The organism is Algoriphagus sp. TR-M9 (assembly GCF_027594545.1).
In the GTDB taxonomy this organism is placed as follows: Bacteria; Bacteroidota; Bacteroidia; order Cytophagales; family Cyclobacteriaceae; genus Algoriphagus; species Algoriphagus halophytocola.
Window position 1 is genome coordinate 1,160,244 of sequence record NZ_CP115160.1, and the last position, 14,028, is coordinate 1,174,271.

The window sequence follows — 14,028 nt, forward strand, 5'->3', positions numbered from 1 at the left end:
TTTCCTCTTTTAATTTGGATTAGTTGAGCTTAGTTAGCTTTTACATCCAAAACTAAGCTTACGTTATTGTAAACGAACTTGTCCTTTGCCTTATCAGCTACAGAAGCTTCGTCGCCGTATGCAAGTCCCCAGTCGGTTCTGTCGATGTTGAATCCAGCTTTTGCAGAGACTACTCCATCTGTTACAGAAATAGCAGCAGGGAATTTGATGTTTTTAGTAGTTCCTCTCATCGTTAGGTTACCGCTTACCCAGTAATTCGGGTTTTCAGGAGTAAGTTCACTGTTTGCCTGAGGGGTGTTTTCTGATTCGAATTCCTCTTTGTCAGTAACTACATCACCCGCAGAGAAAGGCTCTATGCCAGTGATTTCAAAGGTAGCAGTCGGATGAGTAGCTGCATCGAAAAAGTCATCAGAGTGAAGGTGAGTCAGAAGCTTTCCGTGCATCTCCGTACCTTCTTCCATATCATGAATTTCCAATCCTGTGATATCGAAAGTGAATGATCCGCCAGTAACATCGGTACCGTTTACTGTCAGGGTGCCATTAGTAGCCGGGATTATACCAGTATGCTGCCCGGTAGGCTTATAGCCAGTCCAGGCCACTGTAGATGTGGCTGGATCCAATGTCAAAGTAGCGCCTGCTCCTTCAGCCACTGCTTGTGCTTCTGTAGCTTCTACAGTTTCTCCTGATTTGCCGCAGGCAAAAGTCATAAGAGCAACTGCCAATACTAGTCCTGTTTGCTTGATAGTTTTCATTGTTGTGAGTTTGTTTTCAGATTTGATGTATATACACGTAACTCAAAATTTGCTAAAAAGTTCATAAGCCAAAAGAAATTTTGAATTTTTGTTTTCACAAATTTTAGCATTAACACTCAAACTAACAATACATGGGACTGATATTAGAAGTTAACGGAAAGACTCCAGCGCTAGGCGAGGGGAGCTGGGTCGCGCCAAATGCCACTTTGGTTGGTGATATCATCACCGGAAAGAACTGTACCATTTGGTTCAATGCCGTAGTGCGGGGGGATGTGAACGAAATCCGAATCGGTGATGACACCAATATTCAGGACGGAGCTGTGATCCATTGTACTTATCAGAAAGCCGGGACTTACATAGGAAGCAAGGTTTCTATCGCTCATAATGCGATCGTGCATGGATGTTCCATTCATGATAATGTGCTTATTGGAATGGGGGCAATCGTGATGGATGGTGCAGTGGTGAATTCGGGAGCGATCATTGCGGCGGGTGCGGTGGTCTTGGCAAATACAGTAGTGGAAAGCAATACCATCTATGCCGGGATGCCTGCCAAAAAAGTGAAGGAAATCAGCTCAGAAATGCGGGAAGTTATCGTGAGAACAGCTAAAAATTATCCTATGTATGCGGGGTGGTTTGATAAAAGTAAAGAATCTGGTTCTAAATAGAAGTAAGGCTTTCTGTCTTAAATATGAATCTGTTAACTTTACTCCTTCTGATTTTTAAGCTATTTTTTTATGAATTATAGAAAATTTATCCCCAAGAAGATTTTAACACTTTTAATTTTAAGTGGTTTGTTTTTCCTTTTCAATTTTTTGTTGAACTGGTACATGCCAAAATCTTTGGCCCTAGATGTGAAGTTCGCCTACAGTGCTAAGGTGGCTTATGAAAGCCTTACAGAAATGGGATTGGAAGGAAGGAGCAGGTACCTGCTAGGGATTTGGGCATTGGATTTCCCGTATATGTTTATCTACCTGGCCTTGCTCTCGGGTATCATTAAAAAGGTCTGGAGATCGGAGCGGGTATTGATATTGCCCTTTTTGCTGTTTGCCTTTGATGTGCTGGAAAATTTCATTGTGACATTGATGCTGGTAAATTTTCCGGATCGATATACTTTTTTGGGCTGTATGGCTTCTATTGCCACTACTTCCAAATGGCTTTTTGCTTTACTATATGTATTGGTGGTTTTTTGGGGATTGGCCAAAAATAAAAAGCGGCCAGTAGCCGCAGATGAACTTCAATAAAAAAGCGACCCGAAATCTCAGGTCGCTTGTCATATCATTTAGGGTTCCAGGTGGAAGGGTCTTTTCTCCATTCTGAAAGCGATTGTAAGGCCTCGTCAGCAATGTAATTGCGCTCTACGGCTCTTGGAAGCATGGCTTCATAGTGGCTGAGACAAACTAATTTCACACCCGCCTTTTCAAAGTTTTCCTTGGCTAGGTCAAAACCATAACTGAAAATGGCTACCATTCCCAGAACTTCAAATCCAGCATCAAGCAGATCCTGCGTGGCCTTCAGGGAACTTCCTCCTGTGGAAACCAAGTCTTCTACTACTACTACTTTTTGTCCAGGGACTACTTTGCCCTCTATCATATTTTGCATGCCATGCCCTTTGGCTTTTGAGCGTACATAGACAAATGGGAGATCTAGGTCGTTGGCAAGCAAAGCTCCTTGTGGAATACCGGCAGTGGCTACTCCTGCGACCGCTTCTACATTTGGGAAGTAGTGTTGGATACTTTTTACCAGCTGCTCCTTGATCATCTTCCGTACCTCGGGGTAGGATAGCGAAAGTCTATTGTCGCAGTAGATGGGTGATTTCCATCCCGAAGCCCAGGTGAATGGTTCGGAAGGTTGTAATCGGATTGCTTGTATTTCCAGCAGTTGATCGGCTACTTCAGCAGCCACATTCGGGTCTAAAATTTCCATACCCCAAAAATAAGTGATTAAGCTGGGCTAAGGTTGTGGTAAGTCAAAAAAATATGCACATTTGATCTATTACTCGTATTTCAAACTTTTGATTCACCCATGAGAATCTTCGTGAATGACAAACCATTGGACCTGATAAGTTATGAGGAGTTCAATGTGTCCAAATCGTATGAAGTCGTCTATCAAGAACACGAAGATATCGCTTCGCACTTACCCTGGAAGGACGATGTGCTTTTCCATGAACCTTCCCATGATACAGTTATTCGCTTATTGTACCTTCTTCGCACCAGAAAGCTGAAAGATTTGGATTCCATCACACTTGTAAGCAAAGATAAGGCAGAATTGAAGCGCTTTGTCAAAAGCCGTTTTGCGATCATTAAAGCTGCTGGAGGCGTGGTTTCTAAAAAGGACAAGATTCTCTTGATTTTCCGGCTGGGAAAATGGGATTTCCCGAAGGGCAAATTTGAAAAAGGAGAGACGCCCAAGGAATGTGCTCTGAGAGAAGTAGAGGAAGAGTGTGCGATTAAGGTGAAAGCAGGCGAGAAAATTTGCACCACTTGGCATACTTACACCCACAATCGGAAGAGTATTTTAAAGAAAACCTATTGGTTTGCGATGGATTGCCTTGACGATGCCAAAATGACTCCCCAAGAAGAAGAGGGAATTCAGGATATTCGCTGGTTTTATGAGGGAGATGCCAAGGTGGCCTTGGTCAATTCCTACCCTTCCATGCGCTACCTGTTCAAGCGTTTTATTAAAAAATCACACAAGCCTCAGATCTCATAAGGAATAAATTCGGAAACATCGCCCCCAAAGCGATGCACTTCTCTGATAATGGTGGAGCTGATCGCCGCAAAACGGGGTGAAGTAATCAGAAAGACGGTTTCCAGATCGTCGTTGAGGTAGCGGTTCATCTGACTGATGGTGTTTTCGTACTCGAAATCTGTAGTATTTCTAAGTCCCCTGATCAGAAATTGAGCTTGGTGCTTTTTGGCTAGGGTAGAAGTTAGTTCGTTATACACGATGACTTTTACAGCCGGGATTTCCGCATACACGCTCTTTACCTTTTCTACCATTTCATCTATGTCAAAGTAACGGGATTTCTTGGTGGAATTATAGCCTATCCCTATGATCACCTCATCAAAAAGGGCCAAGCTGCGCATCACTATATCGTGGTGTCCGGAAGTGTAAGGGTCAAATGATCCTGGAAAGATGGCAACTTTTTTCATACGTGAGTTTATTAAAGATTCATTAGATAGCGCCATACTCAGTTAAGCAAGCAAGCATAAACTTACCTATTTTTTGAACTGTTCAAATTATAATCCCGGTGATGGAATAGGCACATCTTTCACTGCTATTTTAATCAAACTGCCAGTTTGCTTCAAATAGATTCAATGATTTCAGATGCTTGAATCCATGCGTATAATTTTGGTTGGCATGGGCAGTCAAAAGCCGGAAGTTCTGAAAATACGCGCTGCCCCACTCTTCGCTGATTTCACTGGATTTGGTAGCTCCATAGAGATTGATTCTCACCAGGTTTCTGTCAAAGCCTAGTTGCTCGATCAAGATCAAGGTGTATTTGAGTATGTCCTCTTTTCCAGACAGTTCAAACCTATTGAATACGCTGAGTTCTTGATTGGTAAAAGCGGCTGCGTATAGCTGGCCTTCGAATACACTGAGCAGGATTTCCTGGCCTAGCAGGTTGAATCTTTCCTTGAAAAGGTAGGAAAGGAAGGAGACACTTCCGTGATGAAAACTCAATTCAGAAAACCTGGCTTCCAGACTTTTCTTCACCTTGCTAGAAATACAGGAGACCACCTGTAGGTTATTGCTGTCTAAAGGCGTGTTGAAAAAACTGGCCTGCTCCATGGGTTTTCCGGCAAATGCCAGGTATTCTGTCTCTTTTCCTGGGTGGAAAAGTACTCCCGGTACGAGTGCAAAGTTTGCGCTGTGAACGTAAACAGTACAAGGAATGTCGTTTTTCAGTAAGGGATCCGACACCACCAATTGTTCCAGATCCTCAGGCTTCGCTGGAGTGTATTCATGAATGCCGAGATTGGAATTATTGCTGTCTTTGGCAAAAATGAAAATGGCATTGGGGTATAAAAAAAGCGATAGGCTTGATGCATCTTCCACATCAAACCTATCACTTTTAAATACTTTGAGATTGTTTTCCAAAATAGGAGGTATTATTTCCAGTTACCTTCAGTAGAGGCATCTGTTCTTGAACCTACTCTCAAGGCTTTCTCGTTATTGTTTAATCTTCTTTCAGGGTTGATAGGATCTGGATCTCTTACTTCGAATACGTTGATTTCGTAAGAGTTACGCTCGATTTTGTCAGCAAAGAATTCAAACTGTTTTCCGCCTGAACCTGGAACGATTGCAAGGCTTTCTAGTTTGAAGTCAGGGTATTTTCTTTCGTTGAAAAGCGAGTCCATTACCGGTACAGAACCTAGGGTATCGAAGGTTACAGTAGTTTCTTCCTTACCGTATTCCAATAGTTTGGTAGTCTCTGTCCGCTGTACAAGCCAGATTTTTCCGTTTGAGATAAAGTTTCTCAAAGAATCCCAGCTTCCGGCATATTTACCGTTTGCAGCTTGATAAGCCAATTCAGCGTTTCTGATCATCTGTAGTTTTTCGATGATAGCGGCTTCCACTAAAGCAATTCTTTTTTCTTTCTCCACTACGTCATCTACACCTTTGTAAAGAAGGTAGCCTAGACCGATTGCCACTGCGAAGAAGACTAAGGATAGTACTTTTGATAAATTCATTTGCTATTTTTTTAAGAATCTGGGTAAGGTTGAAGGTTTTTAAATCGTGCTATTTTAGATAATTATTTCCAAATTTAAAATATCCTCGCAACAATACTAAGTCCTCCAAGGATTTAATTCCCCAAAAGATTTGATGAAGGGTGTCATGAGGCAATGATTGGATGCTTTTTAGGTCCATCCAGGAGATTTCTTCGATGATTTGAGATCTATCCGATAATTCAGGGTCTTTGCCTAGCATCAGCTTTCCTCCGGTCTGTCGCACTAGAAAAAAATGCTCCATGGCATGCAGGGGTGGGGCTAGCAACTCGTGGACGAAAAGGTATTTTTCTACCGCTACTTCCAATCCAGTTTCTTCTATGAATTCCCTTTTGAGATTCTCCTCGGCAGCCGCTCCATATTCCATCCCCCCTCCAGGTACGGACCAGAATACTCGCTGATTGCCCATTTTGTGCCTTATCATCAGGAGTTTGTCATCCTGTATCAAAATCCCATTTACTCTACTGCGCAAGTGATTTCCAAATTTCGCAGTGATTTGCTTGCTGATGTCCTCGTTTGCCATTTACATTCGCTTCTATGGGTAAAGATAATAAGCCTTTGCTGAGGCCATCGGATTTACTGATCAATAAATTTCCTTTTCAGCCTACTTCCGGACAACTTTCATTCTTCAGGAAAATGGATTCCTTTCTTTTGAAAGATCTGGAGAAAAAGTCAGCCTTCGTGCTGAGAGGGTATGCGGGTACAGGGAAAACCTCGGTGATCTCGGCTTTGGTGCAGGCGCTGCCCAAGCTCTCCATGCGGTCTCTGTTACTGGCTCCTACCGGGCGTGCTGCCAAGGTGATGAGCAATTATAGCGGAAGAGCAGCCTATACCATTCACAAGATTATCTACAAACCAAAATCCGAAGATGGCAGCCTGGGAGGAGGGTTCATTCTGCAAAGGAACTATTATAAGGACACTGTATTCATCATAGATGAATCTTCCATGCTTGCAGATGATGGCGGGATGTCTGGTAACCTGCTGGGAGATTTAATTCAGTTTGTATTTCAAGTGAGCAGTAACAGACTCATTCTGGTAGGGGATACCGCTCAGCTTCCGCCTGTTGGGAGTGAATATAGCCCTGCACTGGAGTCGGATTATTTACAGCGGCATTATAGATTGGATACGGATCAGGTGGAGCTGACCGAAGTCATGCGTCAGCGGCTGGAGTCCGGGATTCTCTACAATGCTACTAACCTGAGAAAGGAAATCCTGTTAGATCAGCCACAGATTCGGATTACAACCCAGACTTTCAGGGATACCTTTAAAATGACCGGAGAGCGGCTGGAGGACGGATTGCGCTATGCCTATGATAAGTTTGGTACAGAAAACACCACCATAGTTACCCGCTCCAATAAGGCTGCTGTACAGTATAACCAATACATCCGCAGAATTATCCATTTCTATGAGGATGAAATCAGTTCAGGAGATCTGCTGATGATTGTCAAAAACAATTATACCTACATGGCAGAATCGGAAAAGGTGAATTTTCTGGCCAATGGAGATATGGCCGAAGTGATGAAAATCCGATCTTTTGAAGAGTTCTATGGCTTCCGTTTTGCGACATTGGAGTTGCGCCTACTGGATTATCCGGATGAACCGCACTTCGAGGCAAAAGTAATTCTGGATACCTTGTACTCTCCCAGTCCCTCATTGACCCGGGAACAATACCGGAGCCTTTACCAGCAGGTGTCAGAAGACTATGCAGATGTGGCCAGTAAAAAGGAGCGGATGGAATTGATCAAAAAGGATCCATTTCTGAATGCTTTACAGGTGAAGTTTGCCTATGCGCTGACCTGTCACAAAGCCCAGGGAGGACAGTGGAAGGCGGTTTTTGTGGATCAGGGGTATCTTACTGAGGACAAGGTGGACAGGGATTTTGTGAGGTGGCTGTACACGGCGATTACCCGAGCCACGGAGGAGCTTTATCTGGTGAATTTTGCACAAAGCTTTTTTGTAAAGCCCAATGTGGATACGGAAGAGGATTTTTAAGGGTAAATCGGTAGTTTCTTTATTTAAAGCAATACTCGTACAGGAACTTATCCGGGCCTTTTGGCAAGATATTTTCTAGATGATATCCAATAATGGAATCCCAGAGCTTAGTATTCCGTTATTTTGAAGTTGAATGAAAAAATTGAATATTTGAAAACCAAATAAATGAATACCATGAAAAAGTTAGGATTATTAATGACTGTTTTCGCTTTTGTATTTGCACTTCAGGTAAATGCGCAAGAGCAGAATGGCCCAGTAATCACCTTCAAAGAAAAATCAATTGATTTCGGTGATATTACACAAGGAGATAAGGTTTCCCACACCTTTGAGTTGACCAATTCAGGGACTGCACCCCTAGTGATTTCCAATGTAGCTGCTACATGCGGCTGTACAGTGCCAAGCTGGCCAAAAGAGCCGGTAGCTCCGGGAAAATCGGCTGAGATTAAAGTTTCCTTCAATTCAGCCGGAAAAATGGGCAAGCAGAATTCTGTGGTGAGGATTTATTCCAATGCCTCTGAGCCGATCGAGAAAGTATCCTTGATATCAAACGTGCTTCCAAAGACAAAATAATCAGTGCTTACTCCATATAAAAGCCTCCCCAAAGTGATTTGAGGAGGCTTTTTTTATGGGTTTAGTTTTAAGACAATGATTTCCTGAGATAGGATACTGTTCCCACTTCGGATGGTTTTTCTTCCTAATCCCAAATCCCATTTCCTTCCGTCAGGATAATCGGCGCCTCATCGGTCACCAGGATCGTATGCTCGTGTTGGGTGACGAATCCGCCTTTGTTTCCAACCAAGGTCCATCCATCATTCTGTTCCACGGCGTAGGTGGACTTGGTAGCAATAAAGGTTTCAATAGCCACAGTAGTATTTTTCTTAAAGCGTTCCTGGTTGGTTTTGACCCTATAGTTTAAAATATCTTCTGGCTTTTCGTGTAAACTTCTGCCCACGCCGTGACCGGCTAGGTTTTTAATCACCTTATAGCCCGACTTTTTAGCTTCTGACTCTATGAGGAACCCGATGTCTGCTATTTTTACTCCGCCTTTGATGGCATGGATGGCTTTTTGAAGAATGTCTTTGGAGGCGTCAACCAGAGGCTGGTGATTATTGATGTCCTTTCCCAAAACAAAAGAGCCTCCATTGTCTGACCAAAAACCATTGAGCTCTGCCGAAACGTCGATATTTACCAAATCTCCTTCTCTCAAAATCACCTTTTCGGAAGGGATTCCATGCGCGGCCACCTCATTTACACTGATGCAGGAATATCCCGGAAAACCATAGGTTTCATAAGGGGCTGATTTTGCACCAAAGCTCTTCAGGATTTCCCCACCGAAATGGTCCAGTTCTTTGGTGGACATGCCGACCTGGGCGTATTCTCTCATCAGTTTCAAAGTGTTTCCTACCACTTCGCTGATGCGCTTCATTCCGATTAATTCTGATTCTTTGGTGATGGACATGGTATTCTTTATTTAGTCAAGTTTACTGATTTCAATTATACTACAATCAATTTTAGGTGAACAAAATTCATTTAAGCCCAATTCTTTATACTTTACAGACACCCTGTCTCCAGTGATATAATCACTTAGGTCCTTCAGGTCCACGACTAAGGTGTCACCGGTATCAAGGCGTATTTGATGTGCACAATGATTCAATCCACCACTGAGCCATATTTCTCCAGTTTCAGTCCTAATGAAGTCTTCATCATCCATGCTGCAAGAGGGTACAGAAAGAAGTAATAATCCGTAGAAAATGATTTTTTTCATGGCTTTTGTAAATAAAAAAGCCGACAATATTGCCGGCTTTCCTATTAGGTTTATAAGAGTACTTTGGCCTGACCCAAAGTAGGGTTACGCTTTGTTTTCCTTTGGGCAGTTATTGACTTTTATTTCCAGAAATCAGCATTTTCAATTCCGGCGTCCTTTGCCACAAATACAGGGTCTTTACCCTCTTTTTTCTGCCTTTGATAATCTTTCAATGCTCTGAACGCTGGTTTTCTCAAAAGAATAATAGCTATGATATTCAGCCAGGCCATAAGTCCCACGCCTATATCACCCATAGTCCATGCCAAAGCTGCAGTTTTGATGGAGCCATAGAAAGTAGCACCTAGGATAGTTGCTCTCAACACCCAGATTCCCCATTTGTTATTGGTGTTTCTGATGAGGTAACTCAGGTTGGTTTCTGCTATGTAATAGTAAGCCATGATGGTAGTGAAGGCGAAAAAAAGCAGGGATATTGCAATAAAACCTGCGCCTAAAGACGGGAATTGCGAAGCTACTGCAAACTGGGTGAATTCCGGGCCATAAGGTACTCCGGGAAGGTTTTCTACTAGAAAACCACCTGCCGGATTTTCTACATTGTACTGACCAGTAAATAGAATCATCAATGCAGTGGCTGTACAGACAAATAAGGTATCTACGTAAACCGAAAAGGACTGCACTAGGCCTTGCTTGACCGGGTGACTGACTTCGGCAGCTGCCGCAGCATGTGGGGCGGTTCCCTGACCGGCCTCGTTAGAATAAATCCCCCTTTTGACACCCCAAGCGATGGCCATACCGAATACTCCGGAGAATGCCGCTTCCATATTAAAAGCCGATTTGATGATCAGTGCAAACACTGCCGGCACTTCAGTGATATTGATGGAGATAATCACTACAGCCATCAGAATATAGGCTGCAGCCATAAAAGGAATGACCACTTCGGCTACCTTACTGATTCGCTTGACACCCCCCAGTATAATCAAAGCCATGAAAGAAGTTACCAATGCTCCTGTCCAAAACACTGGAATATCAAAAGCATTCTCCACACTAAGGGCTATACTGTTGCTTTGCACTCCCGGCATAAACAAGGCTGTGGCCATGATGGTGGCAAAGGCAAACAGCATGGCGTACCATTTTTTACCTATTCCTTTTTCTATGTAATAAGCCGGTCCTCCTCGGTATTCTCCGTCATTGACCTCCTTGTATATCTGTCCCAGTGTAGATTCTACAAATGCAGAAGAAGCCCCTAGAAATGCGATCACCCACATCCAAAAAATCGCTCCGGGGCCACCCATAGCAATGGCAGTGGCCACACCGGCTATATTTCCCGTGCCCACTCTTCCGGAGATTGCTATCGCAAAAGCCTGAAAGGATGAAACGCCTTTTTTAGAAGATTCACCGCTGAATAACAGCTGTACCATTTCTTTGAGGTAGGAAACCTGCAGGAACTTGGTGGCAAATGAGAAGTAAATGCCCGCAGCTAAACATAGGAAAATCAGGGCGTTGCTCCAGATTACGGCATTAATTGCTTCAACTATTTCTTTCATGTATTTGTGTTTTTTTCGATGGTCACATGGAATCTCGCAATGCTGAAAACCTTGGCAGTGTATGACTTTCTAGCCATGCCCTTACTCTAGGCAGCTCGATTTCATGTGTAAAGTTGTATATGGGTTTAGTTTAAGGTAATAACTTCAATCGGGGATAAACTAGACCGAAAGAACGTAAAAATATGGGCATTTACCGTATTGAAATGGATTTAGCGTTCAATTTAGATGATCAAATGTAAATAAACCTGCTGAATTGCTTTCAAGATGATTGTTTTCCCGGCCTACCTTTCGGTATAGAGCAGGTTGCAGTTGAAGATTGGAATAGGTATACTTACCCAGTGGCTTTAGGAAGCATAATATTTTAGGTTGTTGGCATTTAATAGAAATAGAAATAGTGAAAAGGAATCAATTTAGGAGTATTGCATTTGCCTTTCTAGGGGTTCTGCTACAGTGCTATACTGCAGTAGCTCAGCAGAATAAATACATTGAGCATCAGGTAGTCTTCCAAGAAAATGGCAAATATGGGGGCTGGCCTGCCAATCATGGAATTTGGGTTTGGGGTGACGAGATTTTGGTGGGTTTTGTACAGGCATCCTTCAATAAAGATGAAAAAGGACTGCATACTTATGATCCGAAAACGGCCGAAAACTATTATGCCAGAAGCAGGGATGGAGGGGAGACCTGGAGCTTGCAGGATGCATACTCTTTAGGCCAAACTGCCTGGGGACACGATAATAATATTTCGGACTCCAAAGCTGCTAAACCTGAAGTGTTAAAAGAACCCATGCCGGACTTTACCTCAGCGGATTTTCTGTTGACCTTTCTCAGGCACAATAATGACGATGGTCCCAGTCACTTTTATTACTCAAACAATAAGGGAGCTACCTGGGATGGGCCATTTGTTTTTCCTAATATGGGAACTGCAGGAATAGCCAATCGAACAGATTACCATGTAGAGAGTTCCACTACACTCACTGCTTTTGTAACCACCGCAAAATCCAATTCCAAGGAAGGTAGAGTGGCCTTTGTGCGGACTACTGATGGAGGTCTGAATTGGGAATTGGTCTCTTGGGTTACGCCTGAGCACGGTGGTTTCGATATTATGCCATCTTCCATTCGGCTGGATGAGAATACCTATTTGACTACCATCAGAACCCGGCTTGAAAATGGTCAGAATTTGATCAGTAGCTATCTGTCAAAGAATAAAGGCAATTCCTGGCAGCGATTGGTAGATCCCGCTCCGGATACGGGGCAAGGCGGATCGCCTCCTGCTTTAGTTCAATTGGATGACGGGAGGTTGGCTTTAGGCTATATCCATAGATCAGTTTTTGGCTCCAGAGTGCATGTGCGTTTTAGCGAAGATCAGGGCAGGACTTGGGGAAATGAGATTATATTGAGAAGTGGGGATGGAGCCAATAGGGATGTGGGCTATCCGCGTATGGTGCAGCGGGCAGATGGTAAACTGGTCATGATTTATTATTGGAATCATGCCAATTCTGCTGAGGAGAAGCCCTACCGGTATATTGCAGCGACTATTTTTGATCCGGAGGAATGGAAGTAGTTATAGGGGAAAATTGGGTTTTAATGAGTGCTCCACAAAAATTAACAGCAATGTTAGCCATGGGGCTTTTTCATTGGTTTGAACGGGCAGACAGCGAGAAGCCTTTTGAGACAGCCTCTTTGGCTCATCATTAATAAAAAGCATTTACGATTACACCTATTATTCAAATAAACACAAAGACATGAAACGAGCAGGTATTTTGTTCACAGTTTTGATTTGCTTTTTAGTTCTGGATAGCTCCTCTGCCCAGGCAGAGCAATCCTCAAGGAAGGCTTTCGATAAGGAGAAGGATTTGCTTTTGGTAAATCTGGACTGCAAGACAGATGTGGATGATATTCATACTGCCGCTGCGTTTGCTACTTTGCTGCACCAACCTGCTTTTGCAAACCTGAAATATCATGTGGTGGCAGGTACCTATGGAGTTCAGGAGGGGCTTTACGTACCGCCAAATGAGCTTTTAGAATTAGCATTCAAAAACAGTAAGTGGTCGGATGCGCATGCAGATCAGGAGAGGGCACTACGGCAGGTAATGCAAGAGGTCAAAAAAGTCCTAAAAAATCAAGCTGATATCTGGATAGCAGAAGCCGGGCAATCAGATTTTACTGCGAAACTGGTCAAAAACATACAGCGTGAGCTTCCTGCGATAGAGGTAGCTACTCGTATTCATGTGGTTCAGCATAGCAACTGGAATGAAGAAGTGACCTCAGCCGCTGCTTTGTCATTTGTGAAAAATACGGTTGATTACCATAAAATCCCGGATGGAAATGCAGAGGGAAATGGCACGCCCGGTTTCCGCACTCCAGAATATCAAGACTGGAAAGATGAAGTTTCCAATCCACGATTGCTTGAAGTCTGGCGATTGGCTGTAAAGATTGGACTTGAGTACAACGGAAAGGACGGTCGCTACAATAATGAAGCAGTGGGGAGCGGAGGTTTAGATTTTTCTGATTTGTCGGAAGTTTGCTGGATTTTGGGACTGGAAGACATAGAAGATACCCAGGAGTTTTTTGAGAGATTTGGTAGTTAATTCCTCCCAAAGTGTTCTTGAATATTACAAAGGGCATAAAAAATCAAGCCGAGGGCTAATAAAACGCTCGGCTTGTTTCAAAAGTTTGCGGAGAATCACCGCCTAAAACGGAAGGTCATCCTCTTCGCTAGCTCCTGCGGGTACTGCGGCCTTGCGTTCGCCCATGAGCAGGATGTTCTGTACCACCACTTCTGAGATGTAGCGCTTGTTTCCTTCCTTGTCCTCGTAGGAGCGGTTGCTGATCTTGCCTTCTATGGCGATTTCCGAACCCTTGTCGGTGTATTTATCCAGGAGTTCGGCCTGCTTGCCCCAGGCTACCAGATTGTGCCAGGTGGTTTCTTCTACGCGCTCACCTTTTTGGTTTTTGTAATACTCATTAGTGGCCATGGATACCTTGCCTAGGGTTTTGCCCCCGTCCAGATTTTTGATTTCTACTTTGGATCCTAGACGTCCGATCAGCTGTACTTTGTTTCTTAGCGTGTTCATGATTTTGTTGTTTTTGGTTAGAAAATTTGTTTTTCGTTTTCGCCAGAGGAAATCGATAAGCCAAAGTTGTGGGATAGGGGGAGTAGGAATCGGGAGTTAGTCGCTTGTATCCGTTTGTAGTCGTTTGTTGTCGGATAAACTGTGTTTAGAAGCTATGAAGGGGGCAGGAGTTTA

Annotated in this window: 17 protein-coding genes; 7 read left to right on the forward strand and 10 right to left on the reverse strand. The window is 43.5% G+C overall.

The features are described 5' to 3' along the window. Positions 1–29 precede the first annotated feature (29 nt). Positions 30–752, reverse strand: a complete 723-nt coding sequence (locus tag PBT90_RS05255; RefSeq protein WP_264809350.1) for a YceI family protein — start codon at positions 750–752, stop codon at positions 30–32. A gap of 131 nt (positions 753–883) precedes the next feature. Between PBT90_RS05255 and PBT90_RS05260 the strand changes: the two genes are divergently transcribed. Continuing rightward, on the forward strand, positions 884–1,417 hold the full coding sequence (locus tag PBT90_RS05260) for a gamma carbonic anhydrase family protein (protein ID WP_264809351.1): 534 nt from the start codon (positions 884–886) through the stop codon (positions 1,415–1,417). Between the two features lie 69 nt (positions 1,418–1,486). Beyond that, the gene (locus PBT90_RS05265; protein ID WP_264809352.1) at positions 1,487–1,993 is read left to right on the forward strand and encodes a hypothetical protein; all 507 of its coding nucleotides are present in this window, start codon (positions 1,487–1,489) and stop codon (positions 1,991–1,993) included. A gap of 34 nt (positions 1,994–2,027) precedes the next feature. On the opposite strand, the gene pyrE is transcribed toward PBT90_RS05265, so the two are convergent. Next, a complete protein-coding gene (pyrE, locus tag PBT90_RS05270) occupies positions 2,028–2,675 on the reverse strand; it encodes an orotate phosphoribosyltransferase (RefSeq protein WP_270131909.1) in 648 nt (215 codons plus the stop codon). 99 nt (positions 2,676–2,774) lie between these two features. Between pyrE and PBT90_RS05275 the strand changes: the two genes are divergently transcribed. Next, positions 2,775–3,461, forward strand: a complete 687-nt coding sequence (locus PBT90_RS05275) for an NUDIX hydrolase (RefSeq protein WP_264809353.1) — start codon at positions 2,775–2,777, stop codon at positions 3,459–3,461. Here PBT90_RS05275 and coaD read toward each other — a convergent pair. From coaD to PBT90_RS05295, 4 genes are all read right to left on the reverse strand, one after another. Further along, complete coding sequence (gene coaD / locus PBT90_RS05280) at positions 3,449–3,904, reverse strand: pantetheine-phosphate adenylyltransferase (protein ID WP_264809354.1); 456 nt, start codon at positions 3,902–3,904, stop codon at positions 3,449–3,451. The two genes, PBT90_RS05275 and coaD, sit on opposite strands and share 13 nt — an antisense overlap. A gap of 130 nt (positions 3,905–4,034) precedes the next feature. Beyond that, positions 4,035–4,853 carry a DUF3822 family protein gene (locus PBT90_RS05285; RefSeq protein ID WP_264809355.1) on the reverse strand — a complete coding sequence of 273 codons (819 nt, stop codon included), beginning with the start codon at positions 4,851–4,853 and terminating at the stop codon, positions 4,035–4,037. 11 nt (positions 4,854–4,864) lie between these two features. Further along, positions 4,865–5,446 carry a hypothetical protein gene (locus PBT90_RS05290; RefSeq protein ID WP_264809356.1) on the reverse strand — a complete coding sequence of 194 codons (582 nt, stop codon included), beginning with the start codon at positions 5,444–5,446 and terminating at the stop codon, positions 4,865–4,867. A gap of 49 nt (positions 5,447–5,495) precedes the next feature. Then, a complete protein-coding gene (locus PBT90_RS05295; RefSeq protein ID WP_264809357.1) occupies positions 5,496–6,005 on the reverse strand; it encodes an NUDIX domain-containing protein in 510 nt (169 codons plus the stop codon). 14 nt (positions 6,006–6,019) lie between these two features. Between PBT90_RS05295 and PBT90_RS05300 the strand changes: the two genes are divergently transcribed. Together PBT90_RS05300 and PBT90_RS05305 are read left to right on the forward strand one after the other, a co-directional pair. Next, a complete protein-coding gene (locus PBT90_RS05300) occupies positions 6,020–7,474 on the forward strand; it encodes an ATP-dependent DNA helicase (RefSeq protein ID WP_264809358.1) in 1,455 nt (484 codons plus the stop codon). 174 nt (positions 7,475–7,648) lie between these two features. After that, complete coding sequence (locus PBT90_RS05305; protein ID WP_264809359.1) at positions 7,649–8,044, forward strand: DUF1573 domain-containing protein; 396 nt, start codon at positions 7,649–7,651, stop codon at positions 8,042–8,044. Positions 8,045–8,168: 124 nt separating this feature from the next. Here PBT90_RS05305 and map read toward each other — a convergent pair whose 3' ends face one another. The 3 genes from map to PBT90_RS05320 form a co-directional block, all read right to left on the reverse strand. Next, positions 8,169–8,933 (reverse strand): type I methionyl aminopeptidase, encoded by a 765-nt coding sequence (map, locus tag PBT90_RS05310; RefSeq protein ID WP_264809360.1) that lies wholly within the window; start codon positions 8,931–8,933, stop codon positions 8,169–8,171. 12 nt (positions 8,934–8,945) lie between these two features. After that, positions 8,946–9,239 carry a hypothetical protein gene (locus PBT90_RS05315; protein ID WP_264809361.1) on the reverse strand — a complete coding sequence of 98 codons (294 nt, stop codon included), beginning with the start codon at positions 9,237–9,239 and terminating at the stop codon, positions 8,946–8,948. Positions 9,240–9,358: 119 nt separating this feature from the next. Further along, complete coding sequence (locus PBT90_RS05320) at positions 9,359–10,780, reverse strand: alanine/glycine:cation symporter family protein (RefSeq protein WP_264809362.1); 1,422 nt, start codon at positions 10,778–10,780, stop codon at positions 9,359–9,361. Between the two features lie 394 nt (positions 10,781–11,174). Here PBT90_RS05320 and PBT90_RS05325 point away from each other — a divergent pair, with 394 nt between their 5' ends. Together PBT90_RS05325 and PBT90_RS05330 are read left to right on the forward strand one after the other, a co-directional pair. Further along, a complete protein-coding gene (locus PBT90_RS05325) occupies positions 11,175–12,341 on the forward strand; it encodes a sialidase family protein (RefSeq protein WP_264809363.1) in 1,167 nt (388 codons plus the stop codon). 181 nt (positions 12,342–12,522) lie between these two features. Beyond that, positions 12,523–13,368, forward strand: coding sequence for a hypothetical protein (locus PBT90_RS05330; RefSeq protein ID WP_264809364.1), 846 nt, complete (start codon positions 12,523–12,525; stop codon positions 13,366–13,368). A 102-nt stretch (positions 13,369–13,470) separates the two neighbouring features. On the opposite strand, the gene PBT90_RS05335 is transcribed toward PBT90_RS05330, so the two are convergent. Next, positions 13,471–13,854: a single-stranded DNA-binding protein gene (locus PBT90_RS05335; protein WP_264809365.1), complete on the reverse strand. Its 384-nt coding sequence runs from the start codon at positions 13,852–13,854 to the stop codon at positions 13,471–13,473. Positions 13,855–14,028 lie beyond the last annotated feature (174 nt).

Coding starts and splice junctions, on each gene's coding strand:
- PBT90_RS05255 (WP_264809350.1), bottom strand. CDS start 752: ATGAAAACTATCAAGCAAACAGGACTAGTATTGGCAGTTGCTCTTATG.
- PBT90_RS05260 (WP_264809351.1), top strand. CDS start 884: ATGGGACTGATATTAGAAGTTAACGGAAAGACTCCAGCGCTAGGCGAG.
- PBT90_RS05265 (WP_264809352.1), top strand. CDS start 1,487: ATGAATTATAGAAAATTTATCCCCAAGAAGATTTTAACACTTTTAATT.
- pyrE (WP_270131909.1), bottom strand. CDS start 2,675: ATGGAAATTTTAGACCCGAATGTGGCTGCTGAAGTAGCCGATCAACTG.
- PBT90_RS05275 (WP_264809353.1), top strand. CDS start 2,775: ATGAGAATCTTCGTGAATGACAAACCATTGGACCTGATAAGTTATGAG.
- coaD (WP_264809354.1), bottom strand. CDS start 3,904: ATGAAAAAAGTTGCCATCTTTCCAGGATCATTTGACCCTTACACTTCC.
- PBT90_RS05290 (WP_264809356.1), bottom strand. CDS start 5,446: ATGAATTTATCAAAAGTACTATCCTTAGTCTTCTTCGCAGTGGCAATC.
- PBT90_RS05295 (WP_264809357.1), bottom strand. CDS start 6,005: ATGGCAAACGAGGACATCAGCAAGCAAATCACTGCGAAATTTGGAAAT.
- PBT90_RS05300 (WP_264809358.1), top strand. CDS start 6,020: ATGGGTAAAGATAATAAGCCTTTGCTGAGGCCATCGGATTTACTGATC.
- PBT90_RS05305 (WP_264809359.1), top strand. CDS start 7,649: ATGAAAAAGTTAGGATTATTAATGACTGTTTTCGCTTTTGTATTTGCA.
- map (WP_264809360.1), bottom strand. CDS start 8,933: ATGTCCATCACCAAAGAATCAGAATTAATCGGAATGAAGCGCATCAGC.
- PBT90_RS05315 (WP_264809361.1), bottom strand. CDS start 9,239: ATGAAAAAAATCATTTTCTACGGATTATTACTTCTTTCTGTACCCTCT.
- PBT90_RS05320 (WP_264809362.1), bottom strand. CDS start 10,780: ATGAAAGAAATAGTTGAAGCAATTAATGCCGTAATCTGGAGCAACGCC.
- PBT90_RS05330 (WP_264809364.1), top strand. CDS start 12,523: ATGAAACGAGCAGGTATTTTGTTCACAGTTTTGATTTGCTTTTTAGTT.
- PBT90_RS05335 (WP_264809365.1), bottom strand. CDS start 13,854: ATGAACACGCTAAGAAACAAAGTACAGCTGATCGGACGTCTAGGATCC.